The organism is Micrococcus sp. KRD096 (genome assembly GCF_017168495.1).
In the GTDB taxonomy this organism is placed as follows: domain Bacteria; phylum Actinomycetota; class Actinomycetes; order Actinomycetales; family Micrococcaceae; genus Micrococcus; species Micrococcus luteus.
The window spans coordinates 133,210-148,809 of the sequence record NZ_JABFAY010000010.1 but is presented as its reverse complement, the minus strand read 5'-3'; the positions used below and the strand labels follow the sequence as shown (position 1 = coordinate 148,809).

Sequence of the window (15,600 nt, the reverse complement as noted above, 5' to 3'; positions counted from 1 at the left end):
CCCTCGACTCGCTCGTCCGCTCGCAGATCGAGGCGCGGGCGCGGGCCGTGAAGCCCTCGATGCGCTCGACGGCGGCCTCGGCCTCGTCGAGGGCGCCGGGCCGGTAGTCGAGCTGGGAGCGGTAGTGGGCCTGCCCCAGGAAGTAGCGCACCGCCGTCGGGCGGGCCATGCCGAGCATCTCCTCGGGGGAGATCGTGTTGCCCACGGACTTGGACATCTTCTCGCCGCCGTAGGTGACGAGCCCGTTGTGCAGCCAGAAGCGGGCGAAGCCGTCACCGGCGGCCGCCGACTGGGCCAGCTCGTTCTCGTGGTGCGGGAACCGCAGGTCCAGGCCGCCGCCGTGGATGTCGAACTCGGCGCCGAGGTACTTCGTGGACATGGCCGAGCACTCCAGGTGCCATCCGGGGCGGCCGGCGCCCCAGGGCGACTCCCACACGGCGGTGGCGGGCTCGCCGGGCTTGGCGCCCTTCCACAGGGCGAAGTCGCGGGGGTCGCGCTTGCCGCGCGGGTCGGCGTCGGGCGCGTCCTGCATGTCCTCCACGCGCTGGCGGGTGAGCTCGCCGTAGCGCTCCCAGGACCGGACGTCGAAGTAGACGTCGCCCGAGCCGTCCTGCGCGGGGTAGGCGTGGCCGCGCTCCATCAGGCGCTCGATGAGCGCGAACATCTCGGGCACGTGGCCGGTGGCGCGCGGCTCGTAGGTGGGACGGCGGACGCCGAGGGCGAGGTAGGCGGCGTCGAACGCCTTCTCGAACCGGTAGGCCAGAGCCCACCACGGCTCGCGGGCCGGGTAGAGGTCCGACGCCTCGAAGTCGGCCTCGTGGGAGTCTGCCGAGCGGTCGAGGATCTTGTCGTCGATGTCCGTCACGTTCCGCACCGAGGTGACGCGCAGCCCGGTGGCCTCGAGCCAGCGGATGAGGATGTCGAACACGATCGCGCTGCGCACGTGGCCCACGTGCGGCATGCCCTGCACCGTGGCCCCGCAGTAGTACACCGACGCCTCACCGGGCACGAGGGGCTCGAAGTCCCGGATCTGCGCGGTGCGGGTGTCGTAGAAGCGCTGGGCCATGGGGGCGCGGTCCTTCCGGAGGGGCGGGGTCCTGACGGGGCTCTGCCAGCCTAGTCGGTGCGCCGGCGCGGGCTCAGGCCGCAGGGACGACGAGCGCGGTCGCGATCCCGACCAGCCCCTCCTTGCGCCCGATGAACCCCAGCCGGTCCGTGGTGGCCGCGGAGACGGACACCGGGGCCCCGCCGAGGGCGGCGGACAGGGCGGCCTCCATCTCCGCGCGGCGCGCGCCCACCTTGGGCCGGGGGGCGACCACCTGGACCGCCACGTTCCCGACGGCGACGCCCGCCTCCGTCAGCAGGCGCAGCACCTCGCGGAGCATGTCCGCGCCGGAGGCGTCCGCCATCTCCGGCCGGTCGACGCCGAACACGGCCCCGAGGTCGCCGAGGCCGGCGGCGGAGAGCAGGGCGTTGCACGCCGCGTGGGCGGCCACGTCCCCGTCCGAGGTCGCGGCCACGCCACGCTCGCCGGGCCAGTGGATGCCGCCGAGCCACAGGGGCCGGGGGGCATCCTCGGGTGCCCACGCGTGCACGTCGGTGCCGATCCCCACGCGCGGCAGGGGGGTCCATGGGAGTCTCCTCCTGGGGGATGCGGCGGGCGAGTTCGAGGCGGGCGAGGTCGAGGTCGGCGGGGGCGGTGACCTTGAACGCGGCCGGGTCGCCGGGCACCACCACCACCTCATGCCCCGCAGCCTCCATGACCATCGCGTCGTCGGTGAGCACCGCGGCGTCGAGCGTGGGGTCCGTGCGCACGGCCTCGTGGGCCGCCAGCAGGGTGTCCAGATCGAAGCCCTGCGGCGTCTGGATCGCGCGCAGTTCGGCGCGGGCCGGTGTGGCCGCGACGACGTCGACGCCGCCCCGTCCGGGGGTGACCTGCTTGACGGTGTCCGTCAGCGGCAGGCCCGGGACCGCGGCGACCACGCCGGTCTCGAGCGCCGCCGTGACGGCCCCGAACACGCTCGGCGGGGTCAGCGCGCGGGCGGCGTCGTGGACGAGGACGCGGCGGGGCGCCCCCGCCGGGGCGAGGTCGGCCAGAGCGCGGGAGGCCGCGGTGAGTCCGGCGCGGACCGAGTCCGCGCGCTCGGCGCCGCCCGGCACGCAGTGCACGGGCACGTCCAGGTGCGGGCCGGCGTCGACCTCGGCGGCCACGCGGCCGGCGTCGGCCCCCGCCGGCGGGGTGAGCACCACGACGGCGTCGAGGGCGAGCCCGGCGGCGCGTGCGGCGGCGACGGACGCCAGGCAGTGGTGCAGGAGGGTGCGGCCGTCCGCGAGGGGGGCGAGGGCCTTGGGCAGCCCGGCGCCGAGGCGGGTGCCGGCGCCGGCGGCGGCGATCACGAGGGCGGTGGGCATGGCCTCATCCTAGGGAGCGCGCCGGTGTCCGTGGCCCGGGACCCCCGGCGGCGACGGCCGGGGACGAAACAGGGGAGGGGCCCGCGTCGTGGACGCGGGCCCCTCCCCTGTCGTGTGCTGCTCGTCAACCCTCGAGCACCTTGTCCAGGCGACCCTCGGCCTCCTCCTCGGTGACCTTCTTGGCCAGCGCCAGCTCGGACACGAGCACCTGGCGGGCCTTCGCGAGCATGCGCTTCTCGCCGGCGGACAGGCCGCGGTCCTGGTCGCGGCGCCACAGGTCGCGGACGACCTCGGCCACCTTGTTGACGTCGCCGCTGGCGAGCTTCTCCAGGTTCGCCTTGTAGCGGCGGGACCAGTTGGTCGGCTCCTCCACGTGCTCGGCGCGCAGGACCTCCATGACGTGCTCGAGCCCCTCCGCATCCACGACGTCACGCACGCCGACGAGGTCGACGTTCTCCGCAGGGACCTCGATGGTCAGGTCTCCCTGCGCCACCTTGAGCTTGAGATACATCTTCTCCTCCCCCTTGATGGTGCGCATCTTGATCTCCTCGATCCGCGCAGCACCGTGGTGGGGGTAGACGACGGTCTCTCCGACCTCAAAAACCATGTTGTTGTGCCCCTTTCAGTCGTCTCATTCTATCATGCGGCCCCGTCATGCCGCGCGTGCCGTCACATCTTCGGCCTCCGGATGTGATAGTGGACGACCCCGCACCACAAGCCTGCCGGCGTCCCTGGATGCGGTAGCCTGACCTGGCAGGGCCCCTGCCTCGGGGCTCCTGAGCACGTCATCGCACCTGAGGAGACCTCTGTGAAGAACGCATCCCGGCCCGCCCGGCGCCACCTCGCCGCAGGTGCGCTGGCCGCGGTCGCCCTGCTGGGCGCCACCGGCTGCTCCGCCGTGAGCCCGATCGCCACCGCCATCCAGTACTCCCCCTCGGACGGCATCAACGGCCAGGAGCAGGACTTCCTGAGCTACCGCAACCTCGCCCTCGTCGGCGACGGCGAGTCGGGCCCCGCCCGCCTGATCGGCACCGTGGAGAACACCTCCGGCCAGGATCAGACCTACACCTTCCAGGCCGAGGGCGGCGGCTCCGCGACCCTGAAGGTCCCCGCCGGCGAGAGCCGCAAGCTCGAGGACGAGGCGAACACGACCGTCCTGGAGCGCGAGGGCGTGTGGGTCGGCGAGAACCTGCCCGTGACCGTCTCCGGCAACGGCGGCACCGCCGACCTGGCCGTCCCGCTGCTGAGCGCCACCCAGGAGCAGTACCGTGACCTGCTCCCCGAGGGAGTCGAGCCCTCGGAGGAGGATCTCGTCGGGCACCTCCACGAGGAGACCCACCACTACGGCGAGGAGCACTGACCTCCGCCGGGCCTGCGCCCGGCACGCCACGGCCCCGGCCCCACCGTGAGGTGGAGCCGGGGCCGTCGTCGTCCCGGGCGGAGCGCCCCGGTCAGGCCTCGAACTTGTAGCCCAGGCCGCGCACCGTGACGAGGTAGCGGGGGCTCGAGGGATCGGGCTCGATCTTGGAGCGCAGGCGCTTCACGTGCACGTCGAGGGTCTTGGTGTCCCCCACGTAGTCGGAGCCCCACACGCGGTCGATCAGCTGGCCGCGGGTGAGCACGCGCCCGGCGTTGCGCAGCAGCATCTCCAGCAGCTCGAACTCCTTGAGCGGCAGGGACACCTGCTCGCCGTCCACGGAGACGACGTGCCGCTCGACGTCCATGCGCACGGGGCCGGCGCTGATGGTCGCCGACATCGGCTCCTCCTGCTCCCCCTGACGGCGCAGCACGGCGCGGACGCGGGCCACCAGCTCACGCGAGGAGTACGGCTTGGTCACGTAGTCGTCCGCCCCGAGCTCGAGGCCGACGACCTTGTCGATCTCCGAGTCCTTCGCGGTCAGCATGATCACGGGGACGTTGGAGCGCTGGCGCACCTGACGGCACACCTCGGTGCCGGACATCCCCGGGAGCATCAGGTCCAGGAGGATCAGGTCCGCGCTGTCGCGCTCGAAGACGCTCAGCGCCTCGTTGCCGTCGGCGGCGACGGTGACCTCGAACCCCTCCTTCTCCAGGAGGTAGGACAGGGGGTCGCTGAACGACTCCTCGTCCTCCACGATCAGAATGCGGCTCATGCGCTCGTCTCCTTCCGGGTCGGGGGTGCGGCCGAGGCGGTCACCCGGTGACCGCGCCGCTCGGTGACGTGGGCGGCACCCGGCGCGCCGTCGACGGCGACACCGTCCCCCCACTCGGGCAGGCGGATGGTGAAGGTCGACCCGCGGCCCGGCTGGGACCAGAGGGTGACCTCCCCTCCGTGGTTGATGACGACGTGCTTGACGATGCTCAGCCCCAGGCCCGTGCCGCCCGTCTGACGCGACCGCGCCGCGTCCACGCGGTAGAAGCGTTCGAAGACCCGCTCCTGCTCCTCCGGACTGATGCCGATGCCCTGGTCCGTGACGGTGACCTGGGCGAGCCCGTCCACGGAGCTCAGGCCGATGCCCACCGTGGTGCCCTCCGGGGAGTAGCGCACCGCGTTGTCCACCAGGTTGCGCACCGCGGTCATCAGCTGGTCCTGGTCCCCGTGCACCACCGCGTCCACGCGGCCGCCCACGCGCAGCGCGATGCCGCGGTCCTCGGCGGTCAGGCGCAGGCGGTCCACGGCGTCGGCGACGACGGCGTTGAGGTCCACGGGCCCCCCGTCCTGGACCACGTCCTTGGCCTGCAGCCGGGAGAACTCGATGATGTCCTGCACGAGGGCCGAGAGCCGGCGGGACTCGACGCCCAGGCGTGCGGCGAAGCGACGCACCGCCTCCTCGTCCTCCGCGGCGTCGCCGATGGCCTCGGAGAGCAGGGAGATGGCGCCCACCGGCGTCTTGAGCTCGTGCGAGACGTTGACGACGAAGTCGTGGCGCATGGCCTCGGTGCGGGTCACGTCCGTGCGGTCGTCGGCGAGGATCAGGATGTACTCCTCGTCCAGCGGGGCCACGCGCAGCTCGACGACGAGGCTCGACTGCCCGAGGGGTCCTCGGGGCAGCTCCATGCGGCGCTCGACGATGACACCGTCGGCCCGCACGGTCCGCGTGAGCTCCCGCAGCTGGTCCTGGACGAGCGAGTGCCCCCGCACGAGACCCAGGGCGTAGGCCGCGGGGTTCGCCCGCACCACGCCGTCGACGTCGTCCACCACCGCGTACGCGCGGCCGACCACGGAGAGGACCTCGGCGGCGCCCGGGGCGAGGGTGGGCTCGCCGACCGTCAGGTCCACCGTCCGCGAGCGCTCGGACGCCCGGAAGGCCAGCATGGAGGCCACTCCGGTGAACAGTCCGACCGCTCCGCACAGCAGGCCGATGATGACGGGATCCACGGCACCAGACTAGCCTCTGGCGGCCCGGAGACGGGCTGCCCCGGCGTCGCCAGACGCCGGACGATCGGCGTTCATGGGCCGTTCATCTTGCCCTGCCAGGGTGGACCGTTGCCCCGGGGAGTCGGGGGCGGCGGCGCACGGGCGTCGCCGGGGAGAGGAGACCATGCGCGAGCTCTACCGAGCCGACCTCGAACGGCTGGGCCGCGACCTGACCGAGATCGCCCGCCTCGTGCACCGCGCCATGATGGACGCGCAGGCCGCCCTCGAGGCGGCCGACGTGCACGGCGCCGAACGGGTCATCTCGGAGGACGCGCGGATCGACCAGCTGCAGGAGTCCCTCGACGAGCAGGCCGTGCGCATCCTGGCGCTGCAGGCGCCCGTGGCCACGGACCTGCGCACCGTCGTCGCCACGCTGCGGATGAGCTCCTCGCTCGAGCGCATGGGCGACCTCGCCCGCCACGTGGCCCAGCTGACCCGGCTGCGCTACCCCGAGCACGTCATCCCGGAACAGGTCCGGACCGTGATCACCGCGATGTGCGACGCCGCCGTGGAGGTGGCCGAGGAGGTCGTCCTGCTGCTCGAGACCCAGGACCTGGCGCACGGGGACCGGATCGATGCCCTCAACGAGGACGTCAACGCGCTGCACCTGTCCGTCTTCCGCGCGATCGCCGCCCCGGACTGGAGCGCGACGCCGGCCACCACCACGGACGTCACGCTGGCCTCGCGCTACCTCGAGCGGTTCACGGACCACGGCCTGTCCGTGGCCGCCAAGGTGCGCTACCTCGTCACGGGCGAGTGGGCGACCCACCGCCCGGACGCCACCGGCTCCTGACCGTCCCCGACGCCACGGGCCGGGCCCCCAGGCGGGGTCCCGGCCCGTCGTCGTCGGCCGCGTCAGTGCGCGGAGCCCTGCGCGGCCACGGCGGCGGCGCCGGCCGCGGCGGCCTCCGGGTCGAGGTAGCGGCCGTTCGCGGTGATCGGCTTGAAGTTCTGGTCCAGCTCGTAGACCAGCGGGATGCCCGTCGGGATGTTCAGGCCCGCGATGTCCTCGTCCGAGATACCGTCCAGGTGCTTGACCAGGGCGCGCAGTGAGTTGCCGTGCGCGGCGATCAGCACGGTCTTGCCGGCCTTGAGGTCGGGCAGGACCTGCTCCTCCCAGTAGGGCAGCAGGCGGTCGATGACCTGCTTGAGGGCCTCGGTGCGGGGGGCGTCCTTGCCCAGATCCGCGTAGCGCTCGTCGCCGACCTGGGAGAACTCGGAGTCGTCGTCCAGGGCGGGCGGCGGGGTGTCGAAGGACCGGCGCCAGACCATGAACTGCTCCTCGCCGAACTCCTCCTTCACCTGGGCCTTGTCCTTGCCCTGGAGGGCGCCGTAGTGGCGCTCGTTCAGGCGCCAGCTGCGCTTGACCGGGATCCACTGGCGGTCCGCGGCCTCGAGGGCCAGGTTGGCCGTGGTGATGGCGCGCTTGAGCAGGGACGTGTGGACCACGTCCGGGCGGATGCCCTCCGCTTCCAGCAGCTCACCGCCGCGGGCGGCCTCGGCGCGCCCCTTCTCGGTCAGCGGGACGTCCACCCAGCCGGTGAACAGGTTCTTCTCGTTCCATTCGCTCTGACCGTGCCGCAGCAGGACCAGCGTGTACGTGGTGTTCGCCATGTCACCATCCTAGGCGGACCCGTCCCGCCGCTCCCCTACGCTGGAACCCATGGTGGAGAAGGCCCGGCGGCTGCGCGCGCGCACGACGCCCGGCCCCGGCCCGGCACGGGGCCCGCAGGGCCACATCACCCGCGGCACGACGGCGGCGCAGCGGATGCGCCGGGTGGACCGCTGGCTCACGGACGTGCACGGCCCCCTGCTGCGGCGCACGCCCCGGCCGCTGGCCGTGGACCTGGGCTTCGGCGCGGAGCCGGTGACCGCCGTCGAGATGGCCCAGCGGCTGCGCGTGCAGAACCCGGCCCTCGAGCTGGTGGGCCTCGAGATCGACCCCGCTCGGGTGGCCCGGGCGCGGGAGCGGGCCGGCGGCCTGCCGGGGGTCACCTGGGCGGTCGGCGGCTTCGAGCTGCCCGTGCCGCGGCCGCCCACCGTGGTGCGCGCGTTCAACGTGCTGCGCCAGTACCGGGAGGAGGACGTGCCCGCGATCTGGTCCCTGCTGTGCGCGGGGCTCGCCGACGACGGCGTCCTCGTGGAGGGCACCTGCTCCGAGGACGGCCGGCGGGCGGCCTGGGTGGACCTGCGTCGGGACGGGCCCGCGAACCTGACCGTGGCCCTCCGGCTGGGGTCCTTCGCCCGCCCCTCGGACGTGGCGGCGCGCCTGCCGAAGGTCCTCATCCACCGGCACGTGCCCGGGGAGCCCGTCCATCGACTCCTGGCGGAGGCCGACGCCGCGTGGGCCGCGCACGCCCCGCTCGCGGCCTACGGGACGCGGCAGCGGTGGCTGGCGACGGTCGGCACGCTGCGCGCGGCGGGCTGGCCCGTGCTGGGCGGCCCGCACCAGTGGCGGCGCGGGGAGCTGAGCGTGCGCTGGGCGGCGGTGGCGCCGTCGTCATGAGGGCCGCGCCGGTGGCGCGGGGTCCTCAGCGGCGCAGGGCCGGGCCCATGTCCTGGCGGGGGCCGGCGAGGTAGACGCACGCCACGCACGCGGCCACGAGGCCGAACATGCCCATCCCGCCGCCGGCGAGCACGCCGAGGAGCCCGACGACGGCGGCGACGCCGGTGAGGATCAGCCAGAAGCTCCTGTCCCGGCCCCCGATGCGGGCGAAGTCGTCGGGGCGGCGCCGGACGACGTCCACCAGCGCCCAGACCTCGAGCACGAGCGCGGCGATCGCCAGGACGCGGAACAGCCAGTGGTCGAAGAGCAGGGCGAAGTGCATGGGGGCGCTCATGCCGGTCAGTCTAGGCGGTCGGCCCGGCCGGGTTCCCTCCCCGTCCGGGGCGGCGTCTAGGCTCGAGGCGTGAGCACCCAGACCGAGCATCGCGGCCTGTTCGTCGCCGTCGAGGGACCGGACGGATCCGGCAAGTCCACCCAGGCCCGCGCCCTGACCGAGGCCCTGCGCACCGCGGGCCACGAGGTGGTGCTCACGCGCGAGCCCGGCGGCTCGGACCTGGGCGAGACGCTGCGGGGGCTGCTGCTGGACCCCGGGCACGCCCCCGTGGACCCCCGCACCGAGGCGCTGCTGTTCGCCGCGGCCCGGTCCGCCCACGCCGTCCGCACGCTGCGCCCCGCGCTGGCCCGGGGCGCCGTCGTCGTCACGGACCGGTATGTGGACTCGTCCGTGGCCTACCAGGGCGCGGCGCGCGGGCTGGGCGAGGCGCGGATCGCCGCCCTGAACGAGTGGGCCACGGACGGCCTCGTCCCCGATCTGACGGTGCTGATCGACGTGGACGCGGCCACCGCCGCGGACCGGCGTGACCGGCGCGCGGCGGAGGGCGAGGGCACCCCCGACCGCATGGAGCGGGAGACGGCGGACCGGCACGAGGCCCTGCGCGCCGCCTTCCTCGCGCGCGCGGCGGCCGCGCCCGAGCGGTACCTCGTGCTCGACGGCGCGCTGCCGCCGCAGGAGCTCACCGCCCGCGCGCTGGCCCGCGTCACCGCCCAGGCGGCCGACCGATGACGGCCCCCGCCCCCGCCGTGTTCGCGGACCTCGCGGGCCAGGAGGCCGCGGTGGCCCAGCTGCGCCGCGCCGCGGCCGAGGACCGTCCCACCCACGCCTGGATGTTCACGGGCCCGCCCGGCTCCGGCCGGTCGACGGCGGCGCGTGCGTTCGCCGCGGCCCTGCAGTGCGAGGTCGCAGACCCGGCGGCGCGCGGCTGCGGCGAGTGCCACGCGTGCCGCACCGTCCTCGGCGGCACCCACCCGGACGTGACCGTGTTGGCCACCGAGGCGGTGAGCTATCGGATCGAGGACGTCCGCGCCCTCGTGGAGGCCGGCCAGTCCACCCCCGCCACCGGGCGCTGGCGGATCTTCCTCATGGAGGACGCGGACCGCATGACGGAGCGCGCCACGAACGTGCTGCTCAAGGCCATCGAGGAGCCGCCGGCCCGCACGATCTGGATGCTGTGCGCCCCGTCCCCCGCGGACGTGCTCCCCACCGTCCGCTCCCGCTGCCGGCTGATCACGCTGAGCATCCCCGCCGTGGAGCAGGTGGCGGAGCTGCTGCACCGCCGCGACGGGCTGGACCGCGAGACGGCGCTCACCACCGCCCGGATCTCCCAGTCGCACGTGGGCATGGCCCGCCGCCTCGCGCGGGACCCGGAGGCCCTCGAACGCCGCGAGCGCATCCTCTCCCTGCCGCTCCAGGCCACCGCCGTCTCCGACGCGATGGCCCTGGCCGCCACGTTGGCCGAGGTGTCCAAGGCCGAGGCCGAGTCCGCCGCCGAAGCCCGGGACGCCGAGGAGCTCGAGGCGCTGCGCCGCTCCCTGGGCCTCGAGCCCGGTGAGCCCGTCCCACCCAAGCTCCGCCACCACGTCAAACGGCTCGAGGAGGACCAGACCCGCCGGCGGCGCCGCGCCGTCCGGGACTCGCTGGACCGGGCCATGATCGACGTCATGGGCCTGTTCCGGGACGTGCTGCGCGTGCAGCTGGGGGCCGAGGGCGAGCTCATCAACGAGCACCGTCGGGACGAGATCGAGGCGTACGCCCGCGGCGCCGCCGGCGACTCGGCCGAGGTGCTCGCCCGGATCGACGCCGTCACCACGGCCCGGGAGCGCATCGTCGCCAACGTGCCGGAGCAGCTGGCCCTCGAAGCCATGATGCTGGCGCTGCTGCCCCGCCGGGTGCGCACCCCGCGACGTCGCTGAGCGGCCGCGCGGGGCGGGCCGGCGCCGGCTCAGCGGGTGCGGACCACCAGGTCCGGCACGTCGGCCAGGCCCGGCACCACCCGGTCCGCGCCCGCCGCCAGCAGGACGTCGTCCGCGTCGCGACCCGTGCGCACGCCGACCACGAGTCCGGCCCCCGCGCGGCGCCCGGCCGTCATGTCCTCCGCGGTGTCCCCGACCACGAGGACGCTGCGGACGTCGTCGAGGTCGAGACCGAGCAGGGCGGTGAGGATCATGTCCGGGTAGGGGACGCCGCGGCCGGCGTCGTCCGGGGAGAGGCTCAGATCCGCCAGGCCCATCCACCCCAGCGACTCGAGGATCATGTTCTGGGTGTGGCGGGCGTAGCCGGTGCAGAGGCACACGTGCAGGCCGAGGGCGCGCAGGCGGACGAGCGCCTCCTCCGCACCCGGCACGGCCTGGACGCCGTGCTGGCCCAGCAGCGCGTCGAAGGTCGCCTCGAACGTGCGGGTCGCCGCCGCGGCCACCGCCCGGTCGGCGAACACGCGGGGGAACACGGCCGTGCGCGAGGTGGGCCGGAGCGCACGGAACCGCCGCGCGGCGTCGTCGTGCTCCGGCGTGCCCGCCGGGACGCCGTGCTGGTCCAACGTGCGGGCGAACGCCGTGTCCTGGAGCCCGTGCTCCACGATGGACGTGCCGGACATGTCCACCACGGCCAGGCGGAGGGGCACGGCTGACGAGGCCGCGGCGGGGGGGGGCGTGGGGCAGGCTCATGCGTCTCCCGTCGACGGTGTGTGCCCACCAGGGAACCGTCCCCGTCTGGCCGCGGCATGGCCTGGGGGTGAACGCCCGCAGAAGGGGCGGGCCACACTCGGTGGCCCGCGCGCCCGGCCGTGCGGTGGAATCGGGGCCGCGAAACCGGTATGCTCGTCAGCCGTGGCCGTTCACGGTCACGTGCCTCCTTAGCTCAGCTGGCCAGAGCAGCTCCCTCGTAAAGAGCAGGTCGCCGGTTCGAATCCGGCAGGGGGCTCCCCCGGACCCCGCCGCGTGATCACGCGGCGGGGTCCTCTCGTCTCCGGGCCGGCCCTCCGGGGCGCGCCGCCGTCAGAGCCCGGCTCCCAGCTCCTCCGCCCGGTCCAGGTGGCCGAGGGTGCGTTCGGCGTGCCGGCCGACCGACTCCGCCGAGCCCTGACCGAGCCGGTACAGGGCGAGGGCCTGGGCGGTGGCGGCCAGCTCGTGCGCGGCGCGGGAGAGCTCACGGTGGACGTCGGCGGCCTCGGCCGGGATGTGCTCGCCGTCGCCCTCGTGGTCCCGGTGCAGGCGGACGCACAGGGCGCGGACCGCGGGGAGCCGTTCCGTGAGGACGTTACCGGCGTGGACCACGCCGTTGCGCTCCTCGGGGCTCAGCACGTCCGTGCCCCGCTGGCCCTCCAGCACCTGCCAGTAGCGGCCCAGGGCCCGGCCGAGTCGGTCGTGGGCACGGCGCCACAGCCCCGTGCCGAGCTCGCGGTCGTCGGCACGCTCCTGACGGAAGCGTGCGAAGGGCCCCCTCATGCGCGGTCGCCGGACGGCCGGCGCGCGTCGGCGGGGTCGGTGACGAGCACGACCTTGCCCGTGCGGGTGGCGGAGTCGAACCAGTCGAACGCCTCGGCGGCCTCGGCGAGCGGGAAGCACGCCCCGACGCTCGCGTCGATGCGGCCCGCCGCCACCAGGGGCCACACGGCACGTTCGGCCGCGGCCACGATCCCGGCCTTGTCCACGACCGAGCGGGAGCGGAGCGTCGCCCCCGTGAGCCAGCCGCGCTTGACCACCAGCTTCATGATGTTGAAGTCCTCCGGGACGGCGCCGCCCTGGACCGCGAGCGTCACGATGCGTCCCTCGGGGGCGAGCGCGGACACGTTGGGCGCCAGGTACGGGGCGCCGACGACGTCGAGGATGACGTCCGCGCCGTGGCCGTCCGTGACCTCCTTGACCCACGGGGCGAAGGCACCGGACTCGGCGGCGCGGTGGTCGAACATGTGCTCGGCGCCCAGCCGCCGACCGAGCGCCACCTTCTCCGGGCCGCCGGCGGTGCCCAGCACCCGTGCACCGAGCGCGGCGAGGAACTGGACGGCGAAGGAGCCGATGCCGCCGGTGGCGCCGTGCACGAGCACCCGGTCCCCGGCCTGCACGCCCGCACGGCCCACGAGCGCCGAGTGCACCGTGCAGGCGACCTCCGGCAGGGCCGCCGCCTCGACGAGGCCGACGCCGTCGGGGACGGCCATGAGCTGGCCCGCCGGCACGGCGACGTACTCGGCGAAGCCCCCGCCGGCCAGGAGAGCGCACACCCGGTCACCGACGGCGAAGCGCCCCTCCCCCGGCATCCCGGCCTCGGGTCCCAGCGCCGCCACGGTGCCGGAGACCTCGAGCCCGGGGATCTCGGAGGCGCCGCGCGGCGGCGGATAGCGGCCCTCGCGCTGCGCGATGTCCGCGCGGTTGAGACCCGCGGCGGCCACGTGCACCAGCACCTCGCCCGGGCCGGGGTCCGGCACGGGCTCGTGGCCCACGCGGACGACGCCGTTATCGCCGGCACCGGTGAATCGCACGGCGCGCATCTGTGCGGGGACGTCCATGGGGGTCTCCTCCTCTGGTCGGGGGTCGAGGGTCCATCCTCGCGCGCGGGGGCCGGACTCGCCACCGGTCGCCCGCCGGGCCACGGGCTAGAGTGGGTCCTCGACGCGGCGGCCCACGCCGTCGCGGTCAGGCCCGGGATGGTTGTCCGAGCGGCCGAAGGAGCCGGTCTTGAAAACCGGTGCGCGGTGACCCCGTGCCGAGGGTTCGAATCCCTCACCATCCGCGTGCACACGACGAGAGGCGGCGGGCCGGACGGCCCGCCGCCTCTCGTTCACCTGGAGGCCACCTGGATGTGATGGACTCCGCGCGTCACCCCGCCGTCCACCGGCGGCGCACCTCTGTCATCACGCATCCCGGGGAGAGCCATGCCCAGCCTGTTCCGCCGCCGTGCCGTCACCACGGCCGCCTGCACCGTCCTCGTCCTCGCGCCCGCGAGCGCGGCGCCCGCCCTGGCCGTCGAGACGGCCGCCGCGGACGAGACCACCATCTCGATCCTGTCCTTCAACGACTTCCACGGCGCGCTGTCCGCGGACTACATCGGCACGCAGTTCGCGGACACCGTGGAGGACTACCGCACCGCGTTCGAGGCCGAGCACGGCGCCGGCTCCACGCTGCTGACCAGCGCCGGCGACCTGATCGGTGGCTCGAAGTCCGTGTCCAACGTGCAGCAGGACAACCCGACGATCGACGTGATGAACGCGCTCGGCCTGGCCTCGCTGACCGCCGGCAACCACGAGTTCGACAAGGGCCTGGACGACCTGCAGGGCCGTGTGGAGTCCCGGGCCCAGTTCCCGGTGCTCTCCGCCAACCTGGTGGACCCGACGAGCAAGGAGCCCGTCCTCACCTCGCACGCCGTCTTCGACGTCGACGGCGTGCGCGTCGCGGTCATCGGTGCCTCCCCCAACGAGCTGTACGCGACCACCACCGGCGCGGGCCTGAAGGGCAACGAGGTCCTCGACGAGGTCGCCGCCGTGAACGCGGTCGCGGACGAGCTGGAGGCCCAGGACGCCGCCGACGTGATCGTGGCCTCGTACCACGACGGCGCCGCCGGGGCGGGCGAGCTGGCCGCCGAGCGGGCGGCCCGGGCCGAGTTCGACCGCATCGTCGGCGAGACCTCCTCCGCCGTGGACGTCATCTTCAACGCCCACACCCACCAGCTCTACCAGTACGACACCGCGGCCGGCGGCGCCCACCGCCCCGTGATCCAGGCGGGCGCCTCCGGCAGCCACCTGGCCGCCGTCGAGCTGACCGTGGGCGCCGACGGCGAGGTCACCGGGCTCACCCCGCGCCTGCTGGCCCGGTCCACGCAGGCCCCCGCCGAGGCCGCCGCGGAATCCCCCGTCACCGCCCAGGTGTACGCGATCGAGCAGGAGGCCGTCGCGGTCTTCGAGGACCTGCAGGGCGAGGTCGTGGCCGACCTGTCCGCCTCCATCACCACCGACTACCAGAAGCTGATCGACGCCGGCGGCTCCTGGAAGGCCGGCGGCACGCGCGCGGCCGAGACCACCCTGGGCACCTGGGTGGGCGACGCCGTCAAGCACGCCGCCGAGCAGGCGAACCCCGAGGTGGATCTCGGCGTGACCAACCCCGGCGGCCTGCGCTCCGAGCTGCTGACGGACCGCTTCACCGACGGCGGCGCGTTCCCGGCCAAGCCGGCCGACCTCGTCGGTCGCCTCACCCTGGGCGAGCTGTTCGACATGGCGCCGTTCGGCAACACCATCACCTACTTCGACATCCCGGGCTCCTCCATCAAGCTGGCCCTCGAGGAGAACTGGCGGAACGACGTGCGCAAGTTCACCCTCGGTTGGTCCGAGGAGCTGACCTGGACCTACGACGAGTCCCGCCCGCAGGGGGACAAGGTGACCGGCGTGTGGATCGACGGCGAGCCGCTCCAGGCGGACCGCATGTACACGGTGGCCAGCCAGTCGTTCCTGGCCGACGACACCTGGACGACGCTCGGGGACCCGACCAAGGCCCCCGACGGCTACACCGCCTTCGCGACCGGCCGCCAGAACTTCGTGAACATGGGCCTCCTGGACTCCCAGGCGATCACGGACTACGCCCGCGCCCAGGACGCGGCCCGCGGCGCCGTCACCCCGGACTTCGGCAAGAACGGCGTGCCGGTCACCGACGCCCCCGCCTCGGTCGAGGCCGGGCAGGCCGTCGGCCTGACCCTCGGGGACCTCGTGGTGGACTCCGACGGCGCCCCCGCGGCGACCGCGGTCGACGTCGCCTTCCGCACGGCCGAGGGCACCGAGACCGGCCTGGGCACCGTGGCCGTCCCCGCGGGCTCCGAGACCGTCACGCTCTCCGGGATCACCGCCCCCGCCGCCGCGGGCACGGGCGAGCTGGTGATGACCGTGCGCTACGCCGACGGCAGCACGACCGTGGTGCGCCATGCCCTCGAGGTCACCGCGGCCCCGGCCCCCACCGAGCCGGAGCAGCC

General features: G+C 74.5%; 16 protein-coding genes, 2 tRNA genes and 1 pseudogene. 8 read left to right on the top strand and 11 right to left on the bottom strand.

Going from position 1 to position 15,600, the window contains the following annotated elements:
* The 4 genes and pseudogenes from cysS to J1M41_RS04875 all read right to left on the bottom strand — a co-directional run.
* A partial coding sequence (gene cysS / locus J1M41_RS04890; protein ID WP_206451270.1) for a cysteine--tRNA ligase occupies nt 1-1,066 on the bottom strand: 1,066 nt, incomplete at its 3' end.
* A gap of 73 nt (nt 1,067-1,139) precedes the next feature.
* Nucleotides 1,140-1,613: a 2-C-methyl-D-erythritol 2,4-cyclodiphosphate synthase gene (gene ispF, locus J1M41_RS04885; protein ID WP_342214068.1), complete on the bottom strand. Its 474-nt coding sequence runs from the start codon at nt 1,611-1,613 to the stop codon at nt 1,140-1,142.
* A gap of 112 nt (nt 1,614-1,725) precedes the next feature.
* A pseudogene (locus J1M41_RS04880) lies at nt 1,726-2,412 on the bottom strand (2-C-methyl-D-erythritol 4-phosphate cytidylyltransferase); the annotation flags it as partial.
* 124 nt (nt 2,413-2,536) lie between these two features.
* Nucleotides 2,537-3,019, bottom strand: a complete 483-nt coding sequence (locus tag J1M41_RS04875) for a CarD family transcriptional regulator (RefSeq protein WP_036384689.1) — start codon at nt 3,017-3,019, stop codon at nt 2,537-2,539.
* A 201-nt stretch (nt 3,020-3,220) separates the two neighbouring features.
* On the opposite strand from J1M41_RS04875, the gene J1M41_RS04870 reads away from it, so the two are divergent.
* Nucleotides 3,221-3,772, top strand: a complete 552-nt coding sequence (locus tag J1M41_RS04870; RefSeq protein ID WP_036384688.1) for a hypothetical protein — start codon at nt 3,221-3,223, stop codon at nt 3,770-3,772.
* A gap of 91 nt (nt 3,773-3,863) precedes the next feature.
* Here J1M41_RS04870 and J1M41_RS04865 read toward each other — a convergent pair whose 3' ends face one another.
* Together J1M41_RS04865 and J1M41_RS04860 are read right to left on the bottom strand one after the other, a co-directional pair.
* The gene (locus J1M41_RS04865; protein WP_002858071.1) at nt 3,864-4,544 is read right to left on the bottom strand and encodes a response regulator transcription factor; all 681 of its coding nucleotides are present in this window, start codon (nt 4,542-4,544) and stop codon (nt 3,864-3,866) included.
* Complete coding sequence (locus J1M41_RS04860; protein ID WP_036384686.1) at nt 4,541-5,770, bottom strand: cell wall metabolism sensor histidine kinase WalK; 1,230 nt, start codon at nt 5,768-5,770, stop codon at nt 4,541-4,543. The genes J1M41_RS04865 and J1M41_RS04860 overlap by 4 nt, the downstream gene beginning before the upstream one ends.
* 163 nt (nt 5,771-5,933) lie before the next feature.
* Between J1M41_RS04860 and phoU the strand changes: the two genes are divergently transcribed.
* On the top strand, nt 5,934-6,602 hold the full coding sequence (gene phoU / locus J1M41_RS04855; RefSeq protein WP_036316039.1) for a phosphate signaling complex protein PhoU: 669 nt from the start codon (nt 5,934-5,936) through the stop codon (nt 6,600-6,602).
* A gap of 62 nt (nt 6,603-6,664) precedes the next feature.
* On the opposite strand, the gene J1M41_RS04850 is transcribed toward phoU, so the two are convergent.
* Nucleotides 6,665-7,423, bottom strand: coding sequence for a phosphoglyceromutase (locus J1M41_RS04850; RefSeq protein ID WP_041104716.1), 759 nt, complete (start codon nt 7,421-7,423; stop codon nt 6,665-6,667).
* A 49-nt stretch (nt 7,424-7,472) separates the two neighbouring features.
* Here J1M41_RS04850 and J1M41_RS04845 point away from each other — a divergent pair, with 49 nt between their 5' ends.
* Nucleotides 7,473-8,315: a class I SAM-dependent methyltransferase gene (locus J1M41_RS04845; protein WP_206451269.1), complete on the top strand. Its 843-nt coding sequence runs from the start codon at nt 7,473-7,475 to the stop codon at nt 8,313-8,315.
* A 25-nt stretch (nt 8,316-8,340) separates the two neighbouring features.
* Here J1M41_RS04845 and J1M41_RS04840 read toward each other — a convergent pair whose 3' ends face one another.
* Entirely contained in the window at nt 8,341-8,637 is a 297-nt protein-coding gene (locus tag J1M41_RS04840) for a DUF2516 family protein (protein ID WP_180537524.1), read from the bottom strand.
* An 81-nt stretch (nt 8,638-8,718) separates the two neighbouring features.
* Here J1M41_RS04840 and tmk point away from each other — a divergent pair, with 81 nt between their 5' ends.
* The gene (gene tmk, locus J1M41_RS04835; RefSeq protein ID WP_206451268.1) at nt 8,719-9,378 is read left to right on the top strand and encodes a dTMP kinase; all 660 of its coding nucleotides are present in this window, start codon (nt 8,719-8,721) and stop codon (nt 9,376-9,378) included.
* Nucleotides 9,375-10,565 carry a DNA polymerase III subunit delta' gene (locus tag J1M41_RS04830; RefSeq protein WP_206451267.1) on the top strand — a complete coding sequence of 397 codons (1,191 nt, stop codon included), beginning with the start codon at nt 9,375-9,377 and terminating at the stop codon, nt 10,563-10,565. Before tmk ends, J1M41_RS04830 begins: the two co-directional genes overlap by 4 nt.
* 29 nt (nt 10,566-10,594) lie before the next feature.
* On the opposite strand, the gene J1M41_RS04825 is transcribed toward J1M41_RS04830, so the two are convergent.
* Nucleotides 10,595-11,272, bottom strand: a complete 678-nt coding sequence (locus tag J1M41_RS04825; protein WP_206451266.1) for an HAD family hydrolase — start codon at nt 11,270-11,272, stop codon at nt 10,595-10,597.
* Nucleotides 11,273-11,497: 225 nt separating this feature from the next.
* On the opposite strand from J1M41_RS04825, the gene J1M41_RS04820 reads away from it, so the two are divergent.
* A tRNA-Thr gene (locus tag J1M41_RS04820) sits at nt 11,498-11,571 on the top strand.
* A gap of 74 nt (nt 11,572-11,645) precedes the next feature.
* Here the strand turns inward: J1M41_RS04820 and J1M41_RS04815 are convergent.
* Nucleotides 11,646-12,095, bottom strand: coding sequence for a hypothetical protein (locus J1M41_RS04815; protein ID WP_206451265.1), 450 nt, complete (start codon nt 12,093-12,095; stop codon nt 11,646-11,648).
* Nucleotides 12,092-13,153, bottom strand: a complete 1,062-nt coding sequence (locus tag J1M41_RS04810; protein ID WP_081097720.1) for an NAD(P)H-quinone oxidoreductase — start codon at nt 13,151-13,153, stop codon at nt 12,092-12,094. Before J1M41_RS04810 ends, J1M41_RS04815 begins: the two co-directional genes overlap by 4 nt.
* Before the next feature lie 136 nt (nt 13,154-13,289).
* Here J1M41_RS04810 and J1M41_RS04805 point away from each other — a divergent pair.
* Nucleotides 13,290-13,377 (top strand) — tRNA-Ser (locus tag J1M41_RS04805).
* Nucleotides 13,378-13,519: 142 nt separating this feature from the next.
* A partial coding sequence (locus J1M41_RS04800; RefSeq protein WP_206451280.1) for a bifunctional UDP-sugar hydrolase/5'-nucleotidase occupies nt 13,520-15,600 on the top strand: 2,081 nt, incomplete at its 3' end.